Source organism: Nitrospirota bacterium (assembly GCA_016235245.1).
Classification (GTDB): domain Bacteria; phylum Nitrospirota; class Thermodesulfovibrionia; order Thermodesulfovibrionales; family UBA6898; genus UBA6898.
This window is the reverse complement of record JACRLO010000007.1, coordinates 12,469-34,697: the sequence shown is the minus strand read 5'-3', so window position 1 is coordinate 34,697 and position 22,229 is coordinate 12,469. Positions and strand designations below refer to the sequence as shown.

Here is a 22,229-nt window from a genome sequence, read left to right as displayed (position 1 = left end):
CTCGGGACTCACAGTGAGCTGACCTCGTAGTTTTCCTGGTGCATCTTGCTGTCAGGCCTGATGATCACCTTTGCCCCGTACTGTTTTTCGACCTCCTCGATGCCGAGCATCTCTTCATCAGAGAGCAGTTCAGCTACGAGCGGATGGGCTGTAATGATGATCTTGGTGCTGCCGTGGCGTGCCATTTTTTTTATGGTGCGCAGGATCTCGTAGGAGAGTGTATCGGGAGATTTTATGAACCCCTTGCCTTCGCAGTAAGGGCAGGTGGCGCAGAGCGTCCGTCCCAGGCTTTCCCTCACACGCTTCCTGGTCATCTGGATCAGGCCGAGCTCCGAAACATGCAGGATCGTATTTTTTGCGCGGTCCTTTTTCATCGCTTCAGAGAAGGCATTGAAGAGCTTATCCCTGTTTTCGATATTGTCCATGTCAATAAAGTCTATAATGATGATGCCGCCAAGGTTCCTGAGCCTGATCTGATAAGCGATCTCTTTCACCGCCTCGAGATTCGTCTTCAGGATCGTATCTTCGAGTCCTTCCTTGCCGACGAATTTGCCGGTGTTAACATCGATGACGGTCATTGCTTCTGTCTGGTCAACCACAATATAGCCGCCTGATTTCAGCCAGACCCTGCGCCCAAGGGCACGCGAGATATCCAGTTCAATCCCGAAGGCATCAAAGATCGGCTCTGCTTCTTCATAGAGTTCAATCTTGTTGAGCAATTTGGGGAAATAGGTCTTTACAAACTCGATCACCCGGGTATATTCCTCACGGGAATCTATGATAAGGCGTTCAACTTCCTGGCTCATGAGGTCACGGATCGACCTGATCACCAGATCAAGGTCGCTATAGAGCAGTCCGCGGGCAGGAACGCGATCCTTTTTCCGCTGGAGGTTTTCCCAGAGCAGCACGAGGAATTCGAGGTCTTTTTTCAGGTCTTCCTCCGGGGAGCCCTCGCTTGCGGTGCGGATGATAAGGCCGTAGCCTTCAGGCTTAATACGATCAACGATCGCATTGAGCCTGGCACGTTCTTCTTCGCTCATGATCCTTCGGGAGATGCCGACATGTTCAACATTCGGCATCAGCACCAGATATCTTCCGGGCAGCGTTATATAGGATGTTGCCCGCGCACCTTTGCTTCCGATCGGGTCTTTCGAAACCTGGACCAGAAGCTCCTGGCCGTCCTGGAGCACTTCATCAATCGGCGTCTCGGCACGGGACCTTCTGGGAAAAAGATCTATTGAGGAATCCTTCTCCTCAAACATGGGGGCATATTCGTCTGCCTCTGTCTGGATATCAGCCACATAAAGAAAAGCGGCCTTTTCAAGACCGATGTCAACGAAAGCTGACTGCATGCCGGGGAGGATCTTGACAACTTTTCCCTTATAGATATTGCCGACAAAGCTCGTATCGCGCCTGCGCTCGACATAGAACTCGATCACCTGACCGCTCTCCAATAGGGCGACCCGTGTCTCGCCGTGTGTTATATTGATCAGAATTTCATTGCCCACGATCTAATCCTCCAGAGGTTCTTTCCAGCCATTGTCCCAGCCATACATGGCGAGCCTGGTTATCTCAAGGTCATCAGCAGGTTGGGCGAAGACCAGAGGGAGGAGCTCATCAAGCCGCACTTTAATATCTCCAAGATCCTTTACCGTGATGCGGCAAGACGTCTGCCCGGTCATCACCGCTTCCCCGACCATGTCGGACAAGAGGTACGTGTTCTGCTTCCTCTGCACGGGCATATCCCTGTTTTCGTGGAAGGCATCAAGAGAAAGCCCCTTATTGCTGACGATTTCATAGGTGTATCTTACTACAAACCCTGTAAGGGATTTTTCAGCCTTTTCGACTACTTTCATGGTTATGGCCTGAAGGCCATTGGGAAGATTCCCCTGCAGCAGGGCAAGCCCTGATGCGATATCGAAAGGCGGGATCAGTTCCATATCGAGATATTCTTTCAGCCCTGCTGTCCCGACGCTGAGGGCAGGACCAAAAGAAGTCTTTGGTCCGGGATGGAACCCCTCGGTATATTTGAAAGGAAACCCGGCCCGTCTCATGCCGCGGATCAGGGCTGTGGTCGTCTCAAGATGGGAAAGATAGCGCAGCCTTCCGGTCTTGGCATACTGGAGCCTCACTCGTATGGATACACCCTCAACGGGGAACGGCTTTCTTGCCGGTTGATCCGTCGCAGCCGACAGGTCAGGAGCATCCTGCTGCGCCATATCCTCAGGCCTGCATTTGAGGCCGCAGGCATGGCAGACCTTTCTGCAGTCAGAGGTGAATTCGGCCGCCAAGGCCGTCTGATATTCTTTCCAGAGGAATTTCCTGGTGACACCAATATCGATATTGTCCCAGGGAAGTGAGGCATCCCCGCCAAATGTGCGTTCAGCGTATTGAGCCGCATGAATGCCTGTTGTTTCCATCGCCTGTTTCCACTTTGCCATATCGAAGTATTCTGTCCAGGCATCAAGCCTGCATCCGAGCCGCCAGGCTTCCTCGATGAGGACTGAAAGGCTTTCGTCTCCGCGCGCAAAGGCCGCCTCAAGCACGGACATCTCAGGATCATGTCCTCTGAACTGCACCCCTTTCCGAAGAAGAGCTCCCTTGAGAAAACGGTTTTTTTCGATGATAAGCTCCAGGTTGTTCTGTCCATACCATTGAAACGGCGTATGCGGCTTCGGCACAAAGGGAGAGACGCCGACACTGAGCGTTGCGCGTCTTCCGGTCAGCCTCTTTGAGGTATTGATCGCCTGCCAGACCATTTCAGGGATGGCGGTGATGTCGTCATCAGTCTCAGTCGGGAGCCCTATCATAAAATAGAGCTTGAGGTTCTGCCATCCTGCCCTGAAGAGTTTTTCGAGTGCCTGTGCATAGGTTTCACTCGTGAAATCCTTGTTGACGACGGCCCGAAGCCTGTCTGTGCCTGCCTCAGGAGCAATCGTAAAGCCGGACTTGCGGACCGCCTTGAGTTCCCTCAGCATCCCGTCATTTACCGACCCGACACGGAGTGACGGCAGGGAAAGGGAAACACGCTGGCAGGAAAACCGCCTGTTGAATTCCTTCATAAGCGGGCCGAGGCATGAGTAATCGCCCGAACTCAGAGAAGTAAAGGAGGCCGTGTCATATCCCGTTGACTTCAGTGACTGTTCAGCGATCGCGAGCACCTTTTCGGGGGAGCGCTCACGTACAGGCCGGTAGATCATGCCTGCCTGGCAGAACCTGCAGCCCATGGTGCAGCCGCGGGAGATTTCGATATTAATCCTGTCATGGACGATGTTTGTATAAGGCACAACAGGCTCGGTCGGGAACGGGGCCGTATCCAGAGAATCAATATACCGCCGCCTCACTATTTTGTCTCTGCCAAAAAGAGGCACAAAGACGCCTTCTATGTCTGCAAGGGCTTTCAGCAGGCTGAGTTTTTCGCCTGAGCCGCCGGTCTTCCACTGGTAATAAACCGAGAGGATTTCTTTGACCGCTTCTTCGCCGTCGCCGATAAGAAAGGCGTCGATAAACGGAGACATGGGATAGGGATTTACCGTGCAGGGGCCGCCTGCAATGATAAGAGGCAGGTCCCTGCGTGTTATGCGCTCCTCAGTCCTGAGGGGCATGCTGCCAAGATTGAGCATGTTGAGGACCGTGGTAAAGGCAAGTTCATACTGAAGGCTGAAGCCGACGATATCAAAGGCATGCAGAGGCTTGCCTGACTCCAGGGAAGCGAGCGGCTCGTTCTGCTGTCTCATGGCTGCTTCAAGATCGGGCCAGGGAGAAAAGACGCGTTCAGCAGACGCATAGGGAAGCTCATTGATGATTGCATAGAGGATCTTGAGCCCAAGGTGGGACATGCCCACATCATAGATATCCGGAAATGCCAGGGCAACGGACAGAGGGGCTTTTTTGTGGACAGCGTTATATTCGCTGTTTATATACCTGCCCGGTTTTAGAAAATGCAAAAGATTCACCCATAACGATAGCACTCGCACGGCGGCTTTGGCAAGGCAACGGATTCCCCTCCGCCTTGACTTCACTTTATGGGTACAGTTTTAATAACTTCATGAAAATAACAAGAATACTTTCAGCTCTGTCGCTGCTTCTGCTTCTGTTTGCATGCTCAAAGTCTGCGGTGAAGCCTGTTGCCAATGAGGAATTTAATGCCGAACGATCGTTTGATAAGGCGAATAAGCTTATTGATACGAAGGACTACGATGAGGCCAGGACGCTGCTGCTCGAGATAAAAAACAGGGACCTCACCAAAAAATACGCACCCCTTGCACAGCTCAGAATAGCAGATGGATCGAAGGCCCTGAAAGAGGGTATGGCGGTGCAGCAAAGGCCCTTGCTGAATTCGAGAAGCTGAAAAAGGATTTTCCGCGGAATCAGTACAAGGACCTGATCGATCTCCGGATCGAGAAATGCAGGACCGTAATGGCTGACTATGAATATCTGGTAGGAGATTTTTATCTGGGCAAGAAATCGTATAGCGCTGCTATTGACCGTTTTGAGACCCTGATGAAGAAATTCCCTGAGTACAAAAAAGAGGATAACGTGCTGCTCAAGCTCGGTATCGCATACAGAGGCGCCGGCCAGAAAGAAAAAGCAGAATCATCCCTGAACCGCCTCCTCGAGAAATATCCGAACAGCCCTTTGTCAAAGGAAGCCAAAAAAGAACTCGTCTCTCTCTCAAAAGATGAGAAAAAGAAGTAGCCGTCAACTGCCTTTTGTGAACTACTATCCTGCGTTTCTCAATCTCAACGGGAAGAAGGCGGTTGTTGTTGGGGGCGGCGCCATAGCGGAAAGAAAGACCCTCTCGCTTCTGAAGGCCGGCGCTGCAGTCACCGTGGTCAGTCCAGTCCTTACTCCCCGGCTCAACAACGAAAAAACAAAAAAGAGCATAACGCATATCACTCGCTGCTATCGAAAAGGTGATCTCAGGGGAAGTATTCTTGTTGTTGCTGCGACCGATGATCCTTCGGTAAACAGGCAGGTTGCCGCTGATGCTCCGGCACTGGTAAATGTCGTTGATGTTCCAACAGAGTGTTCCTTTGTTGTGCCATCGGTGATTAAACGGGGTCCGCTGACGATAGCGATTTCAACGGGAGGCGTCAGCCCTGCTTTTTCGAAGACCATGCGGCAGGAACTGGAAAAGATCTATGGCCCGGAGATCGGCAGGTATCTCAATTTTGTGGCAGATATAAGAAAGAAGGCGCTCGCCGGGATCAGCGATAAGAAGAAACGGTCACATTTCCTGAAGGACCTTGCCTCAGGAAGTGCTTTAGCGCGTCTGCGCAGAACAGGCTTTCTGGGAGTAAGAAAATCGGTCGAAGAAAAGCTCGCAAAATTAATCTGACGCTGTTTTCATCATCCTGATACCAAAAAAAGAAGGCAGGCATTGAAGACCCTTATCCCGCTTCACGAAATCAAATACGTCCTTCTGGATATGGACGGCACACTCCTGGACAAGTACTTCGACGACTATTTCTGGGAGCACCTCCTGCCGGAACGATATGCAGAGAAAAAGAAGATCTCCTTTGGCATGGCAAAGGAAGAACTCCTCGCCAGATACAAACTGCATGAAGGCACCCTGAACTGGACTGACATCGATTTTTGGTCCAGGGAGGTGGATGTAGACATTCCGGCGCTGAAGGAGCAGATGCGCCATCTGATCGAGGTGCATCCCCATGTAGAGGAATTTCTCCAGATGCTGAGGCAGCGGAAGAAAAAGATATTTCTGGTGACCAATGCCCATTACAAGGTGCTTGAGATCAAGCTGAAAAAGACAGAGCTCGGCAAGTATTTCGATGCAGCGGTCACCTCGTTTGAGATGGGGTATGCCAAGGAGGAGATTGGGTTCTGGGAAAAGGTCCAGAAGCGGCTCAAGTTTGATAAAGAAAAGACCCTTTTTATTGATGATACCGAGGCGGTCCTGAAGACGGCAAAACAGTACGGCATCAAATACATCCTTTATAAGGCTTATGCCAGTTCAAAGGCAGAGAAAGGCCATTCCCCCCATTTCCCCGCGATCCATGATTTCCGGGAACTGATCTCTTCTGATTGAATGTTCTTATGCGGTAGCCAGGCTTTTATCAATAGCTGCTGATTTATGTGTATGATATTGTATAATATACACATCATGGAGGTGATGCATTATGCAGACAGCAGCAAAAGTAAGAAAACAGTTCCTTCTTGAACCCGGCAAAATTGAGATGGTCAGGCGGATTACCCATGCCGTTACCGACACTGAGGCAGTCAACAAAGCCCTTGATATGGTGATTGCCAATGCAGAAATTCATAAAACCCTTATGTCGGTCAAAGGCAAATGTAAGATCGAAGATGTCTTCGGCAGATTATCAGATTAAAGCTATCCTTGATACCTCTGTGTATATACCCTTCCTCAGGGATGGAATTATACATCCGAAATTTCCCGAGGACTTTATCAACCCGCTCCTATATATGAGTTCGGTTGTCGTCTCTGAGCTTTTTGCCGGAGCACATGACAGCCAGTCCATTAAACTTCTCGATAAGCTGCATCAGACCTTTCAGAATGTCGGAAGACTGATAGTTCCCAACGACGAGGACTGGCGTCAAACGGGCGGCATCATCGCGAAGAGCAGAAAGAAATACGGGTATGACTCAACATATCTTTCCCGTCTGCAAAATGACATTCTTGTCGCCTGCTCTGCCCGGCGAATCGGGGCGTTTGTTCTTACAAAAAATGAAAAAGATTTTGTGAGAATACGTGAGTTTGTAAATTTTCGTATCTATGGGCAATAAGGGAGGGGTAATATGACTGTTAATGAACTGCCAGCAGCATTACATAAGAAGCTGTGTCCCTTATTTGTTTAATTTATTAACGGGGGTTATAGGCGCGTTGAAGAACGATCTGATTTTCTTTCCCAATCAGTGGAGATGTACATAGATGCAGTGGGTCGCACCGTCTGAAAAAGATACTGCCACAGACACACTCGAAAAAAAGCTCTGGGATGCGGCGGATCAGTTCAGGGCCAATTCCGGCCTCACCTCTGCCCAATACTCAGCGCCTGTTTTAGGGCTGATCTTTCTGCGTTTTGCCGAGGTCCGTTTTAATGCCCTGCGCAGCAAACTCGAAAAGGCAGGCCAATCCTCGCGGCGGTCCACCTCACGCATTGACGAGCCGGCAGCCTATCATGCAGAAGGTGTGATCTATCTCACGCCGAACGCTCGCTTCGACTCCCTTTTGTCTCTGCCTGAAGGCGGCAATATCGGCAAGACGATCAACGAGGCTATGCGGGATATCGAAAAGCACAATCCCCAGCTTGCAGGCGTGCTGCCGAAGACGTATGAGATATTTTCAGGGACACTGCTCAAGGAACTGCTCAAAAAGGTCTCGGAAATTCCGGCGACCATTGATTACGACGCCTTTGGCAGAATCTATGAATATTTTCTGGGCGAATTCGCGCGCACAGAGGGACAGAAGGGCGGCGAGTTCTACACGCCCGCAAGCATTGTCCGGCTTCTTGTCGAGATCATAGAGCCCTATCACGGCCGCATACTCGACCCTGCCTGTGGCTCGGGCGGCATGTTTGTCCAGAGTGCCCGCTTTGTTGCCGAGCATAAGAAGAACCCTTCGTCTGAACTGTCCATACACGGGCAGGAAAAGGTTGCTGCAACGATTGCGCTCTGCCGGATGAACCTTGCCATGCACGGGCTTGAGGGCGATATCCGCGAGGCGATCACCTATTATGACGACCTGCACCAGTCCACAGGCCGCTTTGATTTTGTCCTTGCCAATCCTCCGTTCAATGTTAATGCAGTGGACAAGGAGAGGCTTGAGGCAGAGGTCGGCAAAGGCCGCAGGTATCCCTTTGGTCTGCCCCGGACAGATAACGCGAACTATCTCTGGATTCAGCTCTTCTATTCTGCGCTGAACGAAAAGGGCCGGGCGGGTTTTGTTATGGCCAACTCAGCCTCGGACGCCCGCTCTTCTGAACAGGATTTGAGACGCAAGCTTCTTGAGGACAACGCAATTGATGTGATGGTCGCTGTCGGACCGAATCTGTTCTATACCGTCACACTCCCCTGCACTCTTTGGTTCCTCGACCGTGGCAAGTCCAAATTGCCCCCTCGCCCCTTGGGGGAGAGGGCTGGGGTGAGGGGTAGCGACACTGTGCTCTTCATAGATGCCAGACATATCTACCGCCAGATAGACCGTGCCCATCGGGACTGGGCAGACACTCAGATCGGATTCCTTGCCAACATTGTCCGACTCTATCGCGGAGAAGAGTTGGATTTCACTCTTGGAGGCGATGAGGCAAAGGCAAAGCTCGAAGAAGTGTTTGGTTCGCCCACTTTGAAAAAGGGGGCCGCCAAAGGCGGGGGGATTTTTTATAAAGATATCCCCGGCCTCTGCAAGGTTGCCACGCTAAAAGAGATCGAAGCACAGGGATGGTCTTTGAACCCCGGCCGCTACGTCGGCGTTGCGCCTGGCGAGGAAGTGAGTGATGAGGATTTCAAGGAGAAGCTGGAGACGCTGAATGAAGAACTTGAAGTTCTCAACGCACAGGCGCGGGAACTGGAAGAGACGATTGCCCGGAATGTGGCGGAGATTTTGGAGGGGTGAGGATGACGCGGCGGAAAATCAAAGACCTCATTGCCGACAACGCCATCTTGGAGGTTCAAGACGGAAATCACGGAGAGAAGCATCCGACCGCCGCGGACTACATCGATGACGGCGTTCCATTCTTGATGGCGAGGGATTTTCAAAATGGACAAGTGGACTTACGCAGCGCATGCAAAATCCCGAAGTCGCTCGGAGACTCCTTGCGAATCGGCTTTGCGCGCACAGGTGACGTGCTGCTGACACATAAAGGAACCATTGGTTTGGTGGCGATTGTGCCAGAAGTGCCAGACTACGTGATGCTGACGCCTCAGGTCACTTACTACCGGACCAACCCAGCCAAGCTGATGAGCAGTTATCTGAAGTATGCGTTCCAAACGCCATTCTTTCGAGACCAGCTAAATTCGTTTTCAGCTCAATCAACTCGTCCCTACATTGGTATTACAGCTCAAAAGGAGCTTGAGCTCGATGTTCCCGCACTTCCTGTGCAACGTCGAATCGCTGACATCCTGTCGGCCTATGACGAACTGATAGAGAACAGTCAACGGCGCATTCGAATTTTGGAGACGATGGCCCGCAGCCTTTACCGCGAGTGGTTCGTCCTTTTCCGTTTCCCTGGCCATGAAAAAATCCCTCTCGTCGACTCGCCTCTTGGCAAGATTCCGAAGGGGTGGGAGGTTAAACGGCTTGACGAGGTTGCTGAGAACTTCGACCGTCTTCGCAAACCGCTTTCAAAAATGAAGCGGGCCGCTATACAGGGGAAATATCCGTATTACGGGGCTGCCAAGGTATTCGACTATGTTAATGATTTCATATTCGATGGAGAATACCTGCTTATGGCTGAAGACGGTTCTGTTATTACGACTGATCGCGCGCCAGTTCTTCAGTTGGTAAATGAGAAGTTCTGGCCGAATAACCACACACACGTTTTGCGAGGTAAGTCCCCAATCTCGACGCATTTTCTCTATCTTGGTCTTTCTCTCGTTGACATATCGCCATACATCACCGGAGCCGCTCAGCCGAAAATTACGCAGGAGAATATGAACCGGATACAGTTCTTCTGTGCCCCAAATGAGTTACACGCTGATTTTGACAGATTAGTGGCGCCAATGATCCACGAGTGCCAAGTCTTACAATGCGAAGCCCAAAACCTTTGTCGCACGCGCGACCTACTGCTGCCTCGGCTGTTGTCGGGAAATGGAGGCATGGAACATGCTATATTTAAGGCATAATTATGAAGGATGAGGCCCATGCGAGCACTTGAAAAAATAACAATTAAGAACTTTAAATCTATCCGAGAACAAACACTTGCGCTTAATGGGCTAAACGTATTCATTGGCAGTAATGGTGCCGGCAAGTCAAACCTCATAGAGGTTTTTAGATTCCTGCGCGAGCTTGTGACACAAAATCTTGCCGGTTATACTGCAATTAAAGGCGGTGCCGATAACCTGCTTTATTTTGGCCGAAAAACGTCGCCTGAGATGGAGCTGTTCCTTGAATTTGGAGAGGGAGATACTTCTAATGCGTATAGGGTAAAACTTCGTGGGACCGATCAAGACAGCCTTATTGTGTGGGAAGAAACTGCCTACTATCATGAAAAGAAACGTTATCCGAAGCCATACGATAAACACATTGGCTCTGCAGAGAAGGAGTCACAGTTGCGGCATGCAAATCACATCTCTGCTCGCCAAGTGCTGCGTGATCTCGAAAGTTATCGTGTTTACCATTTTCACGATACAAGTGATACAGCAGCAGTTAAAGGAACCTGTGATGTAGAAGATAACCGATTTCTAAGACCACAAGCCGACAATCTTGCCGCGTTTCTTTACTGGCTTCAGGAGAAGAAGCCTGATTATCTCGCAAATATTGAAGATACAGTACGTCAGATTGCACCCTTCTTTGATGGCTTCCGCCTTGCACCATCAAGACTCAACGAGGCAAAGATACAGATTGAGTGGAAGGAGAAAGGCAGCGATGCTTATTTCAGCGCTTCATCACTGTCTGATGGAACGTTGCGCTTTATCTGCCTTGTCACGCTATTGTTTCAGCCAGAACTTCCTGCTGTAGTATTACTGGACGAGCCGGAACTCGGCCTTCACCCAGCAGCTGTGACGCTACTGGCTGATCTTCTTTCTTCGGCTGCCACACGGACTCAGGTCTTGGTGGCGACTCAGTCGGTTACGCTCGTGAATCATTTCGAGCCGAAACAGGTCTGGACGGTAGATCGAGCCGACAATCAAAGTGTTTTTCGTCATCTCAGCGACACTGATATGAGCGCTTGGCTGGATCATTACGGACTCGGTGAAATGTGGGAAAAAAACATCTTAGGCGCTAGACCATGAGCAAGCGTGCTCTGATTCTTGTCGAGGGGCAGACGGAGGAGCGGTTTGTTAAAGATGTGCTGTCCCCTGCTTTTTGGGAAAGCGATCTTTTCTTTTCATCAACACTACTAGTGACTAAACGTGTTAAAGATGGGCCAAATTTTAAGGGTGGTGTCACAAATTTCGCCAAGTTTGAAAATGATGTGGAGCGTCTCCTGATTGGTGCGGCAGGCGCGATGGTTACGACGCTTATCGACTACTATGGGTTGCCTGCTGATTTCCCCGGCATGGGTACGCGACCAAATGGCCCTGCTATTCAACGGGTGCAACATGTTGAAGCGGCTGTTCAAGCTCATTTTGGGCACGCAACGAATTTCTTGCCTTTTTTTACGTTGCATGAATTTGAAGCTTGGCTCTTTGCATCAACCGATGTATTGCCTCGCGCAATGACTCAACCTGAAAAAGGAAGAGAAATGGCAGCTGTTCTTGCGGAATTTGCATCTCCTGAAGACATAAATGAACGGCCCGAGCATGCACCTTCAAAGCGTATTAAGGCTTTATTCCCTGCTTATCGAAAGACGGTACACGGCCCTATGGTAGCAAGCAGAATCGGACTGGCCACTATACGGCGAGAATGCAATCACTTTGCTTGGTGGATTAGCGAACTTGAAAATTATGCTGCCGCATGATTTTTGTTTCTTAGACCACAACTTCTCTGACCCCCCCCTGCTGTGCAGGACGCAATTTTGCAGCCCAGCCTGTTTGCCATGCACTTGATCGTAAGGTATTATTAATCATGCTATTTAACCGTCGAAGACTATTGTTGACACTGCTGGATGCCTTTGGGCAGAAGGTGAGCAGTACAGATTTCCAGAAACTGCTTTTCCTTTACACCATGGAGCATGAAGAAACACCGAGCTATGAGTTTGTGCCGTACCGCTTCGGTGCTTTTTCGTTCACTTCCTATGCAGACAAGCGCAAGATGATCGAAGCAGGTCTGCTTGTTGACGAAGATAGCTGGACGCTGACAGAAGCAGGCCAGTTGGAAGCACGCCAAAAACCTGTTGATCAGAAAGCAGTAACAGAGTTCTGCAGCCACTATTCCGCACTGCGCGGTGATGCACTTATCGCAGAGGTCTATCGCCGCTATCCCTACTATGCGACACGCAGCACGATTGTTGATAGAGTATTGCCGAATCCGGCTGACCGCACTCAGATTGATGTTGCGCGCCCTGCGCAACTTGAACCCGGTTTGCTGACCATTGGATATGAGGGCAAGACGCTGGAGCAGTACCTGAATCAGTTGCTTAAGGCGTCCGTTACTTTGCTGTGTGACGTGCGCAGAAATCCGCTTAGCCGGAAATATGGTTTCTCAAAGGGTTCGCTCAGCAAGGCATGCGAGGGCGTGGGTATACGTTACGAGCATCTGCCTGAGCTCGGCATTGCATCTTCTGAGCGGGGCAAGCTCGAAACCCAGGCTGACTACGATGCATTGTTTGAACGCTATGAGCAGGCCTGCCTGCCGCATCAGGCTGCGGCGCTTCAGAAAATCAGGAACTGGATTGAGCATGAGGGGTATCGTGTAGCTCTGACCTGCTATGAGGGGCAACCTTCAATGTGCCATCGGCAGCTTGTTGCGAACGCGCTGGAGCGGCTGGACAGTTTCACGCTTGCCGCCAGGCATTTGTAATCGGCGCATGCCGAAAGAACGCATCCTCATAACCGTCAAAACCTACCCAACACTTTCACAAAAATATGGCGAATTGGTCTGCACTGCCGGAATACGAGCGGATGGTTCCTGGATTCGGCTCTATCCTGTGCCGTTTAGGCAAATGCATCCTGAAGATCGGTATGACAAGTTTGATTGGATAGAGACTGTAATTATTAAGAGCCGTTCTGACCACAGACCAGAGACATACCGCATAACCGATCCGAATGATATTCAGACGGTTTGCCACGTCGGCACAGAGCATAAATGGCAAGAGAGGCGGCGACTGTTGCTTCAGTCCGGCAATGTTTATTCGCAATTGAAACCGCTTATGGATGGGGCAAAGACAAACAAGCTGTCCCTCGCAACATTTAAACCTGCGAAGGTTCTGGATTTTGTCTGGAAGCCATGTGATCGTGAATGGAAGCAGAAGAAGCTCGATGCTATGCGCAGCAGGGCAGCACAGAGCTCGCTTTTTCCTGTTGATGAATGGAACAAGACCTTTCAATTAATCCCGAAGCTTCCCTATGAGTTTTCGTACCGGTTCCTGGACGCATCAGGAAGGAAGAGTGAACTTCAGGTGCTGGATTGGGAGTGCGGTCAGCTTTACTGGAACTGCCTGAAAGCAGCAAAGAGAGATGAGGCAACTGCTCTTGCCAAGATGAAAGCAAAATATCTCGATGCCTTTCTTAAGACAGATCTGCACTTTTTTCTCGGAACGCTGCGAGAATTTCATGGTTTTTCTCCGAATCCGTGGGTGGTCATCGGCGTGTTTCCTATCCCATATGAAAAGCAGTTGGCGTTATTGTAAAGCCCATGACCCATTCTTATACTGAAAACAACCTTGTCGAACAACCCGCGATCCAGCTCTTTGCTGAGCTTGGCTGGCAGACAGTGTCAGCGATGGAAGAGGTTCTGGGCGCGGTAGGTACACTCGGGCGTGAAACAAAAAGCGAAGTAATTCTTCTTTCCCGCCTGTTGTTAGCACTCGAAAAGCTGAACCCCACACTTCCGCCTGAGGCTATTTCTTCGGCAATTGATGAGATGTCCCGTGACCGCTCAGCCATGAGCCCTGTGGCAGCGAGCCGTGAGGTTTGGGAACTGCTAAAAGACGGATTAAAAGTCTCGGTACCTGACCGCCAGCACGGCGGGCAGAAGATCGAGCGCGTACAGGTTATGAACTGGGACAGCCCGAAAGAGAACGACTTTCTGCTCGTAAGCCAGATGACTATCACCGGGCCGCTCTATACCTGCAGGCCCGATCTGATCGGATATGTGAATGGCCTGCCTCTTGTTGTGATTGAGCTGAAAAAGCCGGGTGTTCCGGCAAAGCAGGCGTTTGACGATAACCTCACGAGCTACAAGCATCTTCAGAACGGTGTCCCGGCGCTCTTTTGGTATAACGCCTTCCTGATCGCCTCGAATGGAACTGACAGCCGCGTCGGATCGCTCACTGCTGACTGGAACCGTTTCTTTGAGTGGAAGCGGATTGAGCGGGAAGACGAGCCGCGCCGGGTATCGCTTGACGTCATGATCCGGGGGACCTGTGAACCTGCACGCCTGATAGATATTATCGAGAACTTCACACTTTTTTCCGAGCATAAGGCCGGGCTGGTAAAGGTGCTGGCACAGAACCATCAGGTGCTTGGCGTGAACAACGCCATAATCGCAGCGCTCAATGCAAGGCAGGCAGGTCATGGCAGGGGCGGAGTATTTTGGCAGACGCAGGGTGCTGGCAAAAGCTTTTCGATGGTCTTCTTTGCGCAGAAGATCATGCGCAAGGTGCCGGGAAACTGGACCTTTGTTGTGATAACCGACCGCACAGAGCTGGATGACCAGATCGCAAGGACCTTTAAGGCCTGCGGTGCAGTGAGCGAGACAGAAAGCAAGGTCTGCCATGCAGAAAGCGGTGCGCACCTTCGGCAGTTATTGGCCGAAAATCATCGGTACATCTTCACGCTCATTCACAAGTTCCAGACGCCAGAAGTCCTCTGCGACAGACGCGATGTGATCGTGCTGACCGACGAGGCACACCGGAGCCAGTACGACACGCTGGCGCTCAATATGCGCACTGCACTGCCGAATGCCCTTTTCCTCGCCTTTACCGGCACACCGCTTATTGCAGGAGAAGAGCGGACGCGCGAGGTCTTCGGCGATTATGTATCGATCTATGACTTTCAGCAGTCTGTCGAGGATGGGGCTACGGTTCCGCTCTTTTATGAGAAGCGGACGCCGGAACTGCATCGGGATAACCCAAACCTTAACGATGATATATACGAACTTGTCGAAGCTGCGGAACTGAGCGAAGAGGCTGAAAAGAGGCTGGAGCAGGAACTCGGCAGGCAGTATCACCTTATTACCCGGGACGAGCGGCTTGAGGTGATTGCAAAGGACATAGTGCAGCATTTTCTTGGCAGGGGCTTTCAGGGCAAAGCCATGGTCGTTTCAATTGATAAGGCCACGGCATTGCGTATGTATGACAAGGTCAGGAAATATTGGCAGGAAGATCGAGCGCGGATCGAGAAGGAACTGGATGCGGCAGGACTGCCGGATGAGAGGCGACAGGAACTGGATGCGCGGCTGAAGGTGCTGACAACTGCAGACATGGCCTTGATCGTTTCTCCGGGACAGAATGAGATCGAGCAGATGAAAGAGCTCAGCCTCGATATCGTACCGCACCGGAAGCGCATGAATGACGAGCCGCTTGATGAAAAGTTCAAAGACCCGGCTGATCCCTTGAGTCTGGTATTTGTCTGCGCCATGTGGCTGACCGGCTTTGATGCGCCGAGCTGTTCTACCATCTATCTCGATAAGCCCATGCGCAACCATTCCCTGATGCAGGCGATTGCCCGTGCAAACAGGGTCTTTCCCGAAAAGAAGAGCGGCATGATCGTTGACTATGCCAATGTGTTTGCTTCCCTCGAAAAGGCGCTGGCGATCTACGGAAAAGGTCAGGGCGGAGCAATGCCGGTGCGAGACAAGAAAGAGTTGGTTGCAGAACTCCGGACTGCGCTGAAAGAGGCTTCTGAATTTTGTTTGCGCCAAGGCGTAAACCTGTCAGAGATTGAAGCGATACCGGCCGCAAATTTCGAGCGGGCAGGGGCCATTGCTCAAGCAGCAGATTGTTTCATGGCGCCGGAGAATCTGCGCAGGGAGCTGCTTGCAAAGGAGGGGCTGGTAAATGGATTGTATCGTGCGGTAAAGCCTGACCCTGTTGCTTTTGAATTTGCATCACAAAGCGCATGCCTGCGTGCAATTGCCGAGGTTGTCCGCGGCACGACTGAGCCGCCGGACATCTCAGCGGTTATGCTGGGTATTAAGGCGCTTCTTGATGAATCCATCGCATCTGATCCATTCCGCATTAGCGAAGAATCAGAGCCCTATATGGGGGCTGTCAATCTTTCCCTTATAGACTTTGAGGCCCTTCGGAAACGCTTTGAAAAAACGCAGCCGACCAATACAGATGTTCAACGGCTCAAGGCAGCAGTACGTGCCCAGCTTGAGAGGATGGTACGGCTGAACCGCACCAGAACAGACTATCTGACGAAGTTTCAGGAACTCATCGAGAGTTACAACAATGGCAGTCGAAACATCGAAGAGATCTTCCGCGAACTGCTCGCAATGTCACAGATTCTCAGTGAAGAGCAGACGCGGCATGTACGCGAGCACCTGACTGATGAGGAACTGACTATCTTCGATATACTTACCAGGCCGGGGCCGGAGCTGGCAATTGAAGAGCGCGAGGAGGTCAGAAAGGTCGCCCGGTTGTTGCTGGAGAGGCTGAAGGCCCTGCTTGTTCTGGACTGGCGCACGAGATCATCAACCCGTGCACAGGTGCGTATTCAGATCGAAGATGTTCTTGATGATGGCCTGCCTCGTGCCTATTCGAAAGCGTTATATCAGTTAAAATGCACAACCCTGTTTGAGCATGTTTATGAGAGCTACTACGGCGAAGGCAGAAGTGTTTATGGTGGAGCGGCGCAGAGATAAGGCGTTCGTTGCCACATGAACTTTTCCGCTGCTGTTAAGACCATAAACAGTCTTCTGGAAACGATACAACCCTCAACATTTAATAGTTCCTGGATACTGCACAATGCCCCGCAGGTTTATCGTTTCGCGCAGAAAAATATCAGAACAGAAACAGGCAGCGTAGATTGGGACAGAATTACCAGGGCCCTGGACCGTAAATTACAGAGAAGATGGCAGTCATCACGCAGGGGCAGGCGTCCACGATGTTTCAGAGATAAAAGGGCAGTTGAGATCATCCTGAAAAAATATCAGGACAAACTTTATACCTTTCTCTCTCCGGCGGATAAACAGGATAAAGAAGTGCGGGATACCATCAGCATTGCGCTGGTTAGAATTGCACAAAAAGGGAACGTAGCTGCCAAACAGGAAATTATTAAACTGGTTAGGCTTACTATCGATCAGTGGATCGAACAGCACCCAAGGATATCATGCTGGCAAGGACTTGACGATCTGCTTCTGAAACATATTGAGGGCTGTATCCGCCGGTACCGCTATTCAGGCTCATTTATCCGGTATCTGTTCAAGACACTGGAATATGCAGGCAGAGGCCTCAGACCGACAGTCGCCTATTCACTGGATGATTATTTGTACTCCGGAGAAAAAAGAAGAGGGGATAGGATTGCGCAGGATGCCGAAACCGGTGAGATTGTGATATATCGCTAAAGCGGAATCTGTTCTTCTATCCCCCTGACCTGTAGTTGCTAATTGGCGAACGCCAGCACAATGAAATATACTATCTGCAATTAATTCGTTGGGAAAATAATTGAGGAGTATTGCAAACCATGAACCAAAATAAAATATGTCCTGAATGCGGAGCAGAGTATCTCCCGCATATCGAGAACTGCGCGGACTGCGGCGTAATCGTGCTTTCGCCTGAAGAATGCAACAAGGCACAGGAGCAACGGAAGCAGACAGAAGAGACGGCTGTCGATAACTCGGTGAAGGTCATGGATGGAGACCTGACCTGGATGAGCGAACTCAGGACGGTACTCCTGGATGCAGGCATCCCGTGCGGCCTCCATTCAGATGCCGGCTGCAGGAAGGGTTGCTGTGGTGATACGGTGCAGCTGAAGGTCTCTCCGGAGGATCTCGAAAGGTCTCGGCAGACGATCGAAGAATACCTTATGGAACTGGACCCTGAGCTGCGGATGGTAAAAGAGATGCTTGGGAAAGGGAAATGCCCGGCCTGCGGGTCACCTATCGGGCATGATGCCCGAGAATGCCCGGATTGCGGTCTGCCCCTGATTATTGTTGGAGAAGAGGACTGAATACTAAAGGGGAAAGTTGGTGGCGGTGCAGGGATTCGAACCCCGGACACTGCGAATATGAGTCGCATGCTCTACCACCTGAGCTACACCGCCGAAAAAGGTCGTAATGAGTGACCACTGAGGAGTTATCAGAAAAACCAATCCCTAACCCCAAAACCGGTCTCAAATCAAGAAGAGCATTATACCAGATTTAGCCTGCCTAATAAAAGAGGCTGAAGCGCCGCGTCCTGATGCTGATCAGAACCCCTGCTGAGATGAAGTTTGAAAGCAGGGCAGTTCCGCCGTAGCTCATGAACGGAAGAGGAATGCCGACTACCGGCATAATGCCCAGGGTCATGCCGGTGTTTACAAAAAAGTAGATGCCAAACATGAATGTAATGCCGAGCGCCAGCAGTCTCCCAAAGTCGTCTTTCGCCTTTCGTGCCGTATCGAGGCCCCGCAAGAGCAGGATTAAGTAAAGGATCATAAGAAAGAACGAACCTGTAAAGCCCCATTCTTCTGCAAATACGGCAAAGATGAAATCAGTATGCTTTTCCGGCAGGAACCGAAACGGCCCCTGCGTTCCTTTCAGATATCCTTTCCCTGAAAACTCCCCTGATCCGATAGCGATTTTTGACTGGTTAATGTGATAGCCAATACCTGTGGGGTCAGCCTGTGGATCGATAAAGGCAATTAGACGGTTCTTCTGGTAGTCCTTCAACCCTGTCCAGGCGATATTGCCGACAAAAGGAAGCGAGACGAGCCCTATAACCACGAGCGTTACGAGAAGTTTTCTCTGGAACCCCTTTGCGAGGGAAACGGATGAAAAGATCAGCAGGACGACAATGGCCGTGCCGAGGTCAGGCTGTTTGAAGAGCAGCAGAAACGGCAGAAATACGATCATGAAGAAAACCCGCATAAGGGACATGGCATGCAGCGCATCCCGTGACAGACTATAATAGCCCGCAAGCATGATGATGAATATGAGCTTGAAAAATTCAGAGGGCTGAAATGAAAAAAAGCCAAGGCTGAGCCACCGTTGTGCGCCCATGCCGGTCCTGCCGGAAACAAGTACAATAACTAAAAGAAAAATGCCGGTTATGTAGAGGGGCAGGGCAATCCTCCCGAGCCAGATATAATCAAAGCTGACTATGACGATGAGCGCGCAGATACTGATCAGAAGCCATACGATCTGCTTCAGATAAAAAGAGGCCTGCGGCGCATCACCCGGCTGCCGCGTGGCACTGAAGATGGTCATGATCCCTATGATCGAAATAACGATGATCGTGAAAAAGGTCACCCAGTCGAAATTCTGCAGGAACCTCCGGTCAATTCTGAACATTGAGCAGTTCCTTCTTCTTTTCCGGAGACAGGAGATAGGCTTCGAGAGCTTTTTTTGCGATGGGAGCGGCTGCGCTGCCGCCATGGCCGCCATGTTCTACAAAGACCGCCATGGCGATCTCCGGTTTTTCGACGGGTGCAAAGGAGACGAACCATGCATGGTCCCGGAATTTCTCCGAGAGAAATTTCGAGTCTTTTCTGAGGCCGACGACCTGTGCCGTTCCTGTCTTGCCGCCTACGGTTGCCATGGACGATCTGGCAGCAGCACCGGTCCCTCCCGGCTCATTGACAACACCTTTGAGAGCGTCCCTTACAATATCAAGGGTTTCCTGTCTGAGTTCTACTTTTCGAATAAGCTCCGGGACAGCATTTTTGAGGATAAGAGGCTTGTAAACGGAACCTCCGTTTGCAACTGAGCTCATCATGACCGCGAGCTGTAACGGAGTTACCGAAACATAGCCCTGTCCAATTGAATTGATAAACGTTTCACCGAGAAACCACGCGGACTTCTTATGTTCGAGCTTCCATTCTGAATTCGGGATCAGGCCTTTTCTCTCCTTGCCGAGCTCTATTCCGGTCTCGGCGCCGAGGCCGAGCTTTATGGCATAGTCGTGGACCTTGTCAAAGCCGACACGTTTTCCGGTCTCATAGAAGAAGACATCGCAGGACTCTACAAGGGCGCGATGAATGGAGACAGTCCCGTGGCCTTTCTTTTGCCAGCAGCCGAAACGCCATTTCCCATAATTCAGTCCGCCCCTGCAGTCGGCTGTTGTGCTGGTATCGATAGCGCCTTCTTCAAGGGCCGCGATAGCAGTCAGGATCTTAAAGGTTGAACCAGGGGGATATTGGCTCTGAATCGCCCTGTTGAGCATCGGAATTTTTTTGTCTTCCATAAGGGCTTTCCAGTCACCGTAGCTTACGCCTTTGGAGAACTGGTTAGGATCGAACGAAGGGGAGCTGACAAGGCCGAGAACCTCGCCTGTATCAGTCTTGAGCGCAACGAGGGCGCCGGCCCTTCCTTCAAATGCCTTTTCAGCTTCTCTCTGAAGCGCAATGTCAATGCTCAGGTCAAGATCAGAGCCTTTAACCGGCGCTGTCTCGGATAGAAGCCGTATCTCTCTGCCCACTGCATCGACTTCTATGATCCGTTGCCCCGCAGTCCCGCGGAGAGTTTTATCATAGAGCTTTTCGGCTCCCCACTGCCCGATGAACGCCTCAGGAGGAACATCCCTGAAACTCGGGTCGGTCGACTGGGCCGGATTCAGTTTCCCGAGGTACCCGATCAGATGAGACCCCACGCTTCCATACATATATTCCCTGCTCGTTTCTACCTCGATCATAAGGCCCGGGAAATCGGAACGTCTCGCTTCGATGACGCTGATCTCGCTAAAGCTGAGGCCTTCCTTTAAGCGGACAGGGGTAAAAGGGCTTGCAGCCTTGCGCGTGATCCTGTCATACAGCTCAGGTTCCGAAACGTTCAGGAGTTGAGACAGGGCCGCGAGATTGCCTTTGTTGAATTCCTGGGGTATTACGGAGGCGCAGAAATAGGGGGTATTTTTTACGAGGGGAACTCTGTTTCTGTCAAAGATAATGCCCCGGGGCGCCGGCACGCCGATAACACGAAGTCTGTTCGATTCTGATATCTTTCTTAATTCGTTCCCCTGCAGGATCTGGAGCTGCCAAAGCCTGAGCAGGACGACCACGAACCCTGCAATGAGCAGGTAACTGATGAGAATGATCTTTTCTGTGCCTGTTTTTTCAGTCTGCATGAGCCGGTTTTATGACCATTCCCGCCGCCGAGTTTAAAAGCGCCTGCATGATCGTGATGAATAGCGCAGAGGCCGGGTTGGTCGGAGTTTTGTCAAAAATGCTGAGCGAAAGAAAGACAACCGAGTTGTCGATAACGGTGAGGAGGGCAAGGCCGAGCATGCCTAACAGCGGCGTCCATACGAAGATCCCGCCGGAAATAAAAAAGGCGGAGGAAAAACCTACCAGGCCCTTGCCTAACATATTAGGGCCGAGAATAGGCGCTGAGAGGCTGTCTTCGATCGCCCCGATCAGGAGACCGCAAATCACACCTTTGTTCTGGCCGTATTTTATGCCGATGTAATAGGCCAGGAGCGCCGTGATATTAGGCGATACGGAAAGAAGTGAAATCTTTACCTGCAGCAAAAAAGCGATGAAAAAGGCCGATGCCCAGAGCAGGTAGTTCATTTAATGATCAGGACTTCTTCTATGCTTGCGTTATCAACAAATGGAACGACCTCGATATATTGGAACTGGCCGGAGCCCTGCCTGTTGACCTTTGATACATATCCTGCCGGAATACCCGCTGGGAAGAGCAGATCAAGCCCTGAGGTGACCACAATATCTCCCTCTTTGACTTCATGTTCCGGCGGCATGTATTTAATGACGGTCTTGCCTGTTCCGGTACCGGACAATATCCCCTCTTTTCGGCTTTCCTGGAGCCTGACTGCTGCTGAAAAGTTTATGTCTGTCAGGAGCAGGACGCTCGAAAACGAATCAGAGACATTGAATATCTTGCCTGCGAGGCCCTTCGGTGTAATGGCGGTCGAGTCTTTTGTTATGCCGTCCTGCAGCCCTTTATCGAGGATAAAGGTATGTGTCCAGTGGCTCGTGCCCCTGCCTATGATCTTTGCCGCAGCTATCGTGTCTTTATGACTTTCTTTGAGCTTGAGCAGTTCCTTCAGACGCTTATTTTCGAGCAGGGCTTCCTGGTATTTCATGCGTTCGACCATGAGCTCATCTGCTTTTTTTTGCAGAGACCTGTTGTCTGCATCTCTGAGTGCGATAAGCTGGAAGGGGCGTTTGAAAGCGTCAACAACCGAGGTGATGGCAGAGGATGCACCGTTAAGGATAAAGGATGCAGGATTATCCATGAGAGAATATCCCTTTCTGCTCTGGTAGGTCATGAAGGAAAAAAGGACAATGACAATGATAAGGAAAAGAGCAGCCTTTTTTCTGAACATTACATT

The 22,229-nt window shown here is 50.9% G+C and carries 21 protein-coding genes and 1 tRNA gene; 15 read left to right on the top strand and 7 right to left on the bottom strand.

Features of this window, described 5'->3' with window-relative positions:
• Nucleotides 1-8: 8 nt before the first annotated feature.
• A complete protein-coding gene (locus tag HZB31_03745; GenBank protein MBI5847051.1) occupies nucleotides 9-1,508 on the bottom strand; it encodes an Rne/Rng family ribonuclease in 1,500 nt (499 codons plus the stop codon).
• Nucleotides 1,509-1,511: 3 nt separating this feature from the next.
• Nucleotides 1,512-3,947: a TIGR03960 family B12-binding radical SAM protein gene (locus HZB31_03740; protein MBI5847050.1), complete on the bottom strand. Its 2,436-nt coding sequence runs from the start codon at nucleotides 3,945-3,947 to the stop codon at nucleotides 1,512-1,514.
• A gap of 101 nt (nucleotides 3,948-4,048) precedes the next feature.
• Here HZB31_03740 and HZB31_03735 point away from each other — a divergent pair, with 101 nt between their 5' ends.
• The 15 genes from HZB31_03735 (at nucleotide 4,049) to HZB31_03665 (ending at nucleotide 17,913) form a co-directional block, all read left to right on the top strand.
• Complete coding sequence (locus tag HZB31_03735) at nucleotides 4,049-4,351, top strand: hypothetical protein (protein MBI5847049.1); 303 nt, start codon at nucleotides 4,049-4,051, stop codon at nucleotides 4,349-4,351.
• Entirely contained in the window at nucleotides 4,252-4,698 is a 447-nt protein-coding gene (gene bamD / locus HZB31_03730; GenBank protein MBI5847048.1) for an outer membrane protein assembly factor BamD, read from the top strand. Before HZB31_03735 ends, bamD begins: the two co-directional genes overlap by 100 nt.
• Complete coding sequence (locus tag HZB31_03725) at nucleotides 4,682-5,341, top strand: bifunctional precorrin-2 dehydrogenase/sirohydrochlorin ferrochelatase (GenBank protein MBI5847047.1); 660 nt, start codon at nucleotides 4,682-4,684, stop codon at nucleotides 5,339-5,341. Before bamD ends, HZB31_03725 begins: the two co-directional genes overlap by 17 nt.
• Nucleotides 5,342-5,431: 90 nt before the next feature.
• Nucleotides 5,432-6,049: an HAD-IA family hydrolase gene (locus tag HZB31_03720; GenBank protein ID MBI5847046.1), complete on the top strand. Its 618-nt coding sequence runs from the start codon at nucleotides 5,432-5,434 to the stop codon at nucleotides 6,047-6,049.
• Between the two features lie 91 nt (nucleotides 6,050-6,140).
• Nucleotides 6,141-6,350, top strand: coding sequence for a hypothetical protein (locus tag HZB31_03715; GenBank protein MBI5847045.1), 210 nt, complete (start codon nucleotides 6,141-6,143; stop codon nucleotides 6,348-6,350).
• Nucleotides 6,325-6,765 carry a type II toxin-antitoxin system VapC family toxin gene (locus HZB31_03710; protein MBI5847044.1) on the top strand — a complete coding sequence of 147 codons (441 nt, stop codon included), beginning with the start codon at nucleotides 6,325-6,327 and terminating at the stop codon, nucleotides 6,763-6,765. The genes HZB31_03715 and HZB31_03710 overlap by 26 nt, the downstream gene beginning before the upstream one ends.
• Before the next feature lie 145 nt (nucleotides 6,766-6,910).
• On the top strand, nucleotides 6,911-8,590 hold the full coding sequence (locus HZB31_03705; protein ID MBI5847043.1) for an SAM-dependent DNA methyltransferase: 1,680 nt from the start codon (nucleotides 6,911-6,913) through the stop codon (nucleotides 8,588-8,590).
• A 2-nt stretch (nucleotides 8,591-8,592) separates the two neighbouring features.
• Entirely contained in the window at nucleotides 8,593-9,819 is a 1,227-nt protein-coding gene (locus HZB31_03700; GenBank protein ID MBI5847042.1) for a restriction endonuclease subunit S, read from the top strand.
• 18 nt (nucleotides 9,820-9,837) lie between these two features.
• Entirely contained in the window at nucleotides 9,838-10,929 is a 1,092-nt protein-coding gene (locus tag HZB31_03695) for an AAA family ATPase (protein MBI5847041.1), read from the top strand.
• The gene (locus HZB31_03690; GenBank protein ID MBI5847040.1) at nucleotides 10,926-11,597 is read left to right on the top strand and encodes a DUF4276 family protein; all 672 of its coding nucleotides are present in this window, start codon (nucleotides 10,926-10,928) and stop codon (nucleotides 11,595-11,597) included. Before HZB31_03695 ends, HZB31_03690 begins: the two co-directional genes overlap by 4 nt.
• 107 nt (nucleotides 11,598-11,704) lie before the next feature.
• Nucleotides 11,705-12,598, top strand: coding sequence for a DUF488 domain-containing protein (locus HZB31_03685; protein ID MBI5847039.1), 894 nt, complete (start codon nucleotides 11,705-11,707; stop codon nucleotides 12,596-12,598).
• Nucleotides 12,599-12,605: 7 nt separating this feature from the next.
• Complete coding sequence (locus tag HZB31_03680) at nucleotides 12,606-13,427, top strand: hypothetical protein (protein ID MBI5847038.1); 822 nt, start codon at nucleotides 12,606-12,608, stop codon at nucleotides 13,425-13,427.
• Nucleotides 13,428-13,432: 5 nt separating this feature from the next.
• The gene (locus HZB31_03675) at nucleotides 13,433-16,606 is read left to right on the top strand and encodes a type I restriction endonuclease subunit R (protein ID MBI5847037.1); all 3,174 of its coding nucleotides are present in this window, start codon (nucleotides 13,433-13,435) and stop codon (nucleotides 16,604-16,606) included.
• A gap of 15 nt (nucleotides 16,607-16,621) precedes the next feature.
• Nucleotides 16,622-17,308, top strand: a complete 687-nt coding sequence (locus tag HZB31_03670) for a hypothetical protein (protein ID MBI5847036.1) — start codon at nucleotides 16,622-16,624, stop codon at nucleotides 17,306-17,308.
• A gap of 119 nt (nucleotides 17,309-17,427) precedes the next feature.
• Nucleotides 17,428-17,913 carry a hypothetical protein gene (locus HZB31_03665; GenBank protein ID MBI5847035.1) on the top strand — a complete coding sequence of 162 codons (486 nt, stop codon included), beginning with the start codon at nucleotides 17,428-17,430 and terminating at the stop codon, nucleotides 17,911-17,913.
• A 17-nt stretch (nucleotides 17,914-17,930) separates the two neighbouring features.
• Here the strand turns inward: HZB31_03665 and HZB31_03660 are convergent.
• From HZB31_03660 to mreC, 5 genes are all read right to left on the bottom strand, one after another.
• Nucleotides 17,931-18,006, bottom strand: a tRNA-Met gene (locus tag HZB31_03660).
• 106 nt (nucleotides 18,007-18,112) lie between these two features.
• A complete protein-coding gene (gene rodA, locus HZB31_03655; protein ID MBI5847034.1) occupies nucleotides 18,113-19,234 on the bottom strand; it encodes a rod shape-determining protein RodA in 1,122 nt (373 codons plus the stop codon).
• The gene (gene mrdA / locus HZB31_03650) at nucleotides 19,221-21,002 is read right to left on the bottom strand and encodes a penicillin-binding protein 2 (GenBank protein ID MBI5847033.1); all 1,782 of its coding nucleotides are present in this window, start codon (nucleotides 21,000-21,002) and stop codon (nucleotides 19,221-19,223) included. Before mrdA ends, rodA begins: the two co-directional genes overlap by 14 nt.
• On the bottom strand, nucleotides 20,992-21,447 hold the full coding sequence (gene mreD / locus HZB31_03645) for a rod shape-determining protein MreD (GenBank protein ID MBI5847032.1): 456 nt from the start codon (nucleotides 21,445-21,447) through the stop codon (nucleotides 20,992-20,994). Before mreD ends, mrdA begins: the two co-directional genes overlap by 11 nt.
• Nucleotides 21,444-22,223 carry a rod shape-determining protein MreC gene (gene mreC / locus HZB31_03640; GenBank protein ID MBI5847031.1) on the bottom strand — a complete coding sequence of 260 codons (780 nt, stop codon included), beginning with the start codon at nucleotides 22,221-22,223 and terminating at the stop codon, nucleotides 21,444-21,446. The genes mreD and mreC overlap by 4 nt, the downstream gene beginning before the upstream one ends.
• Between the last annotated feature and the right edge of the window lie 6 nt (nucleotides 22,224-22,229).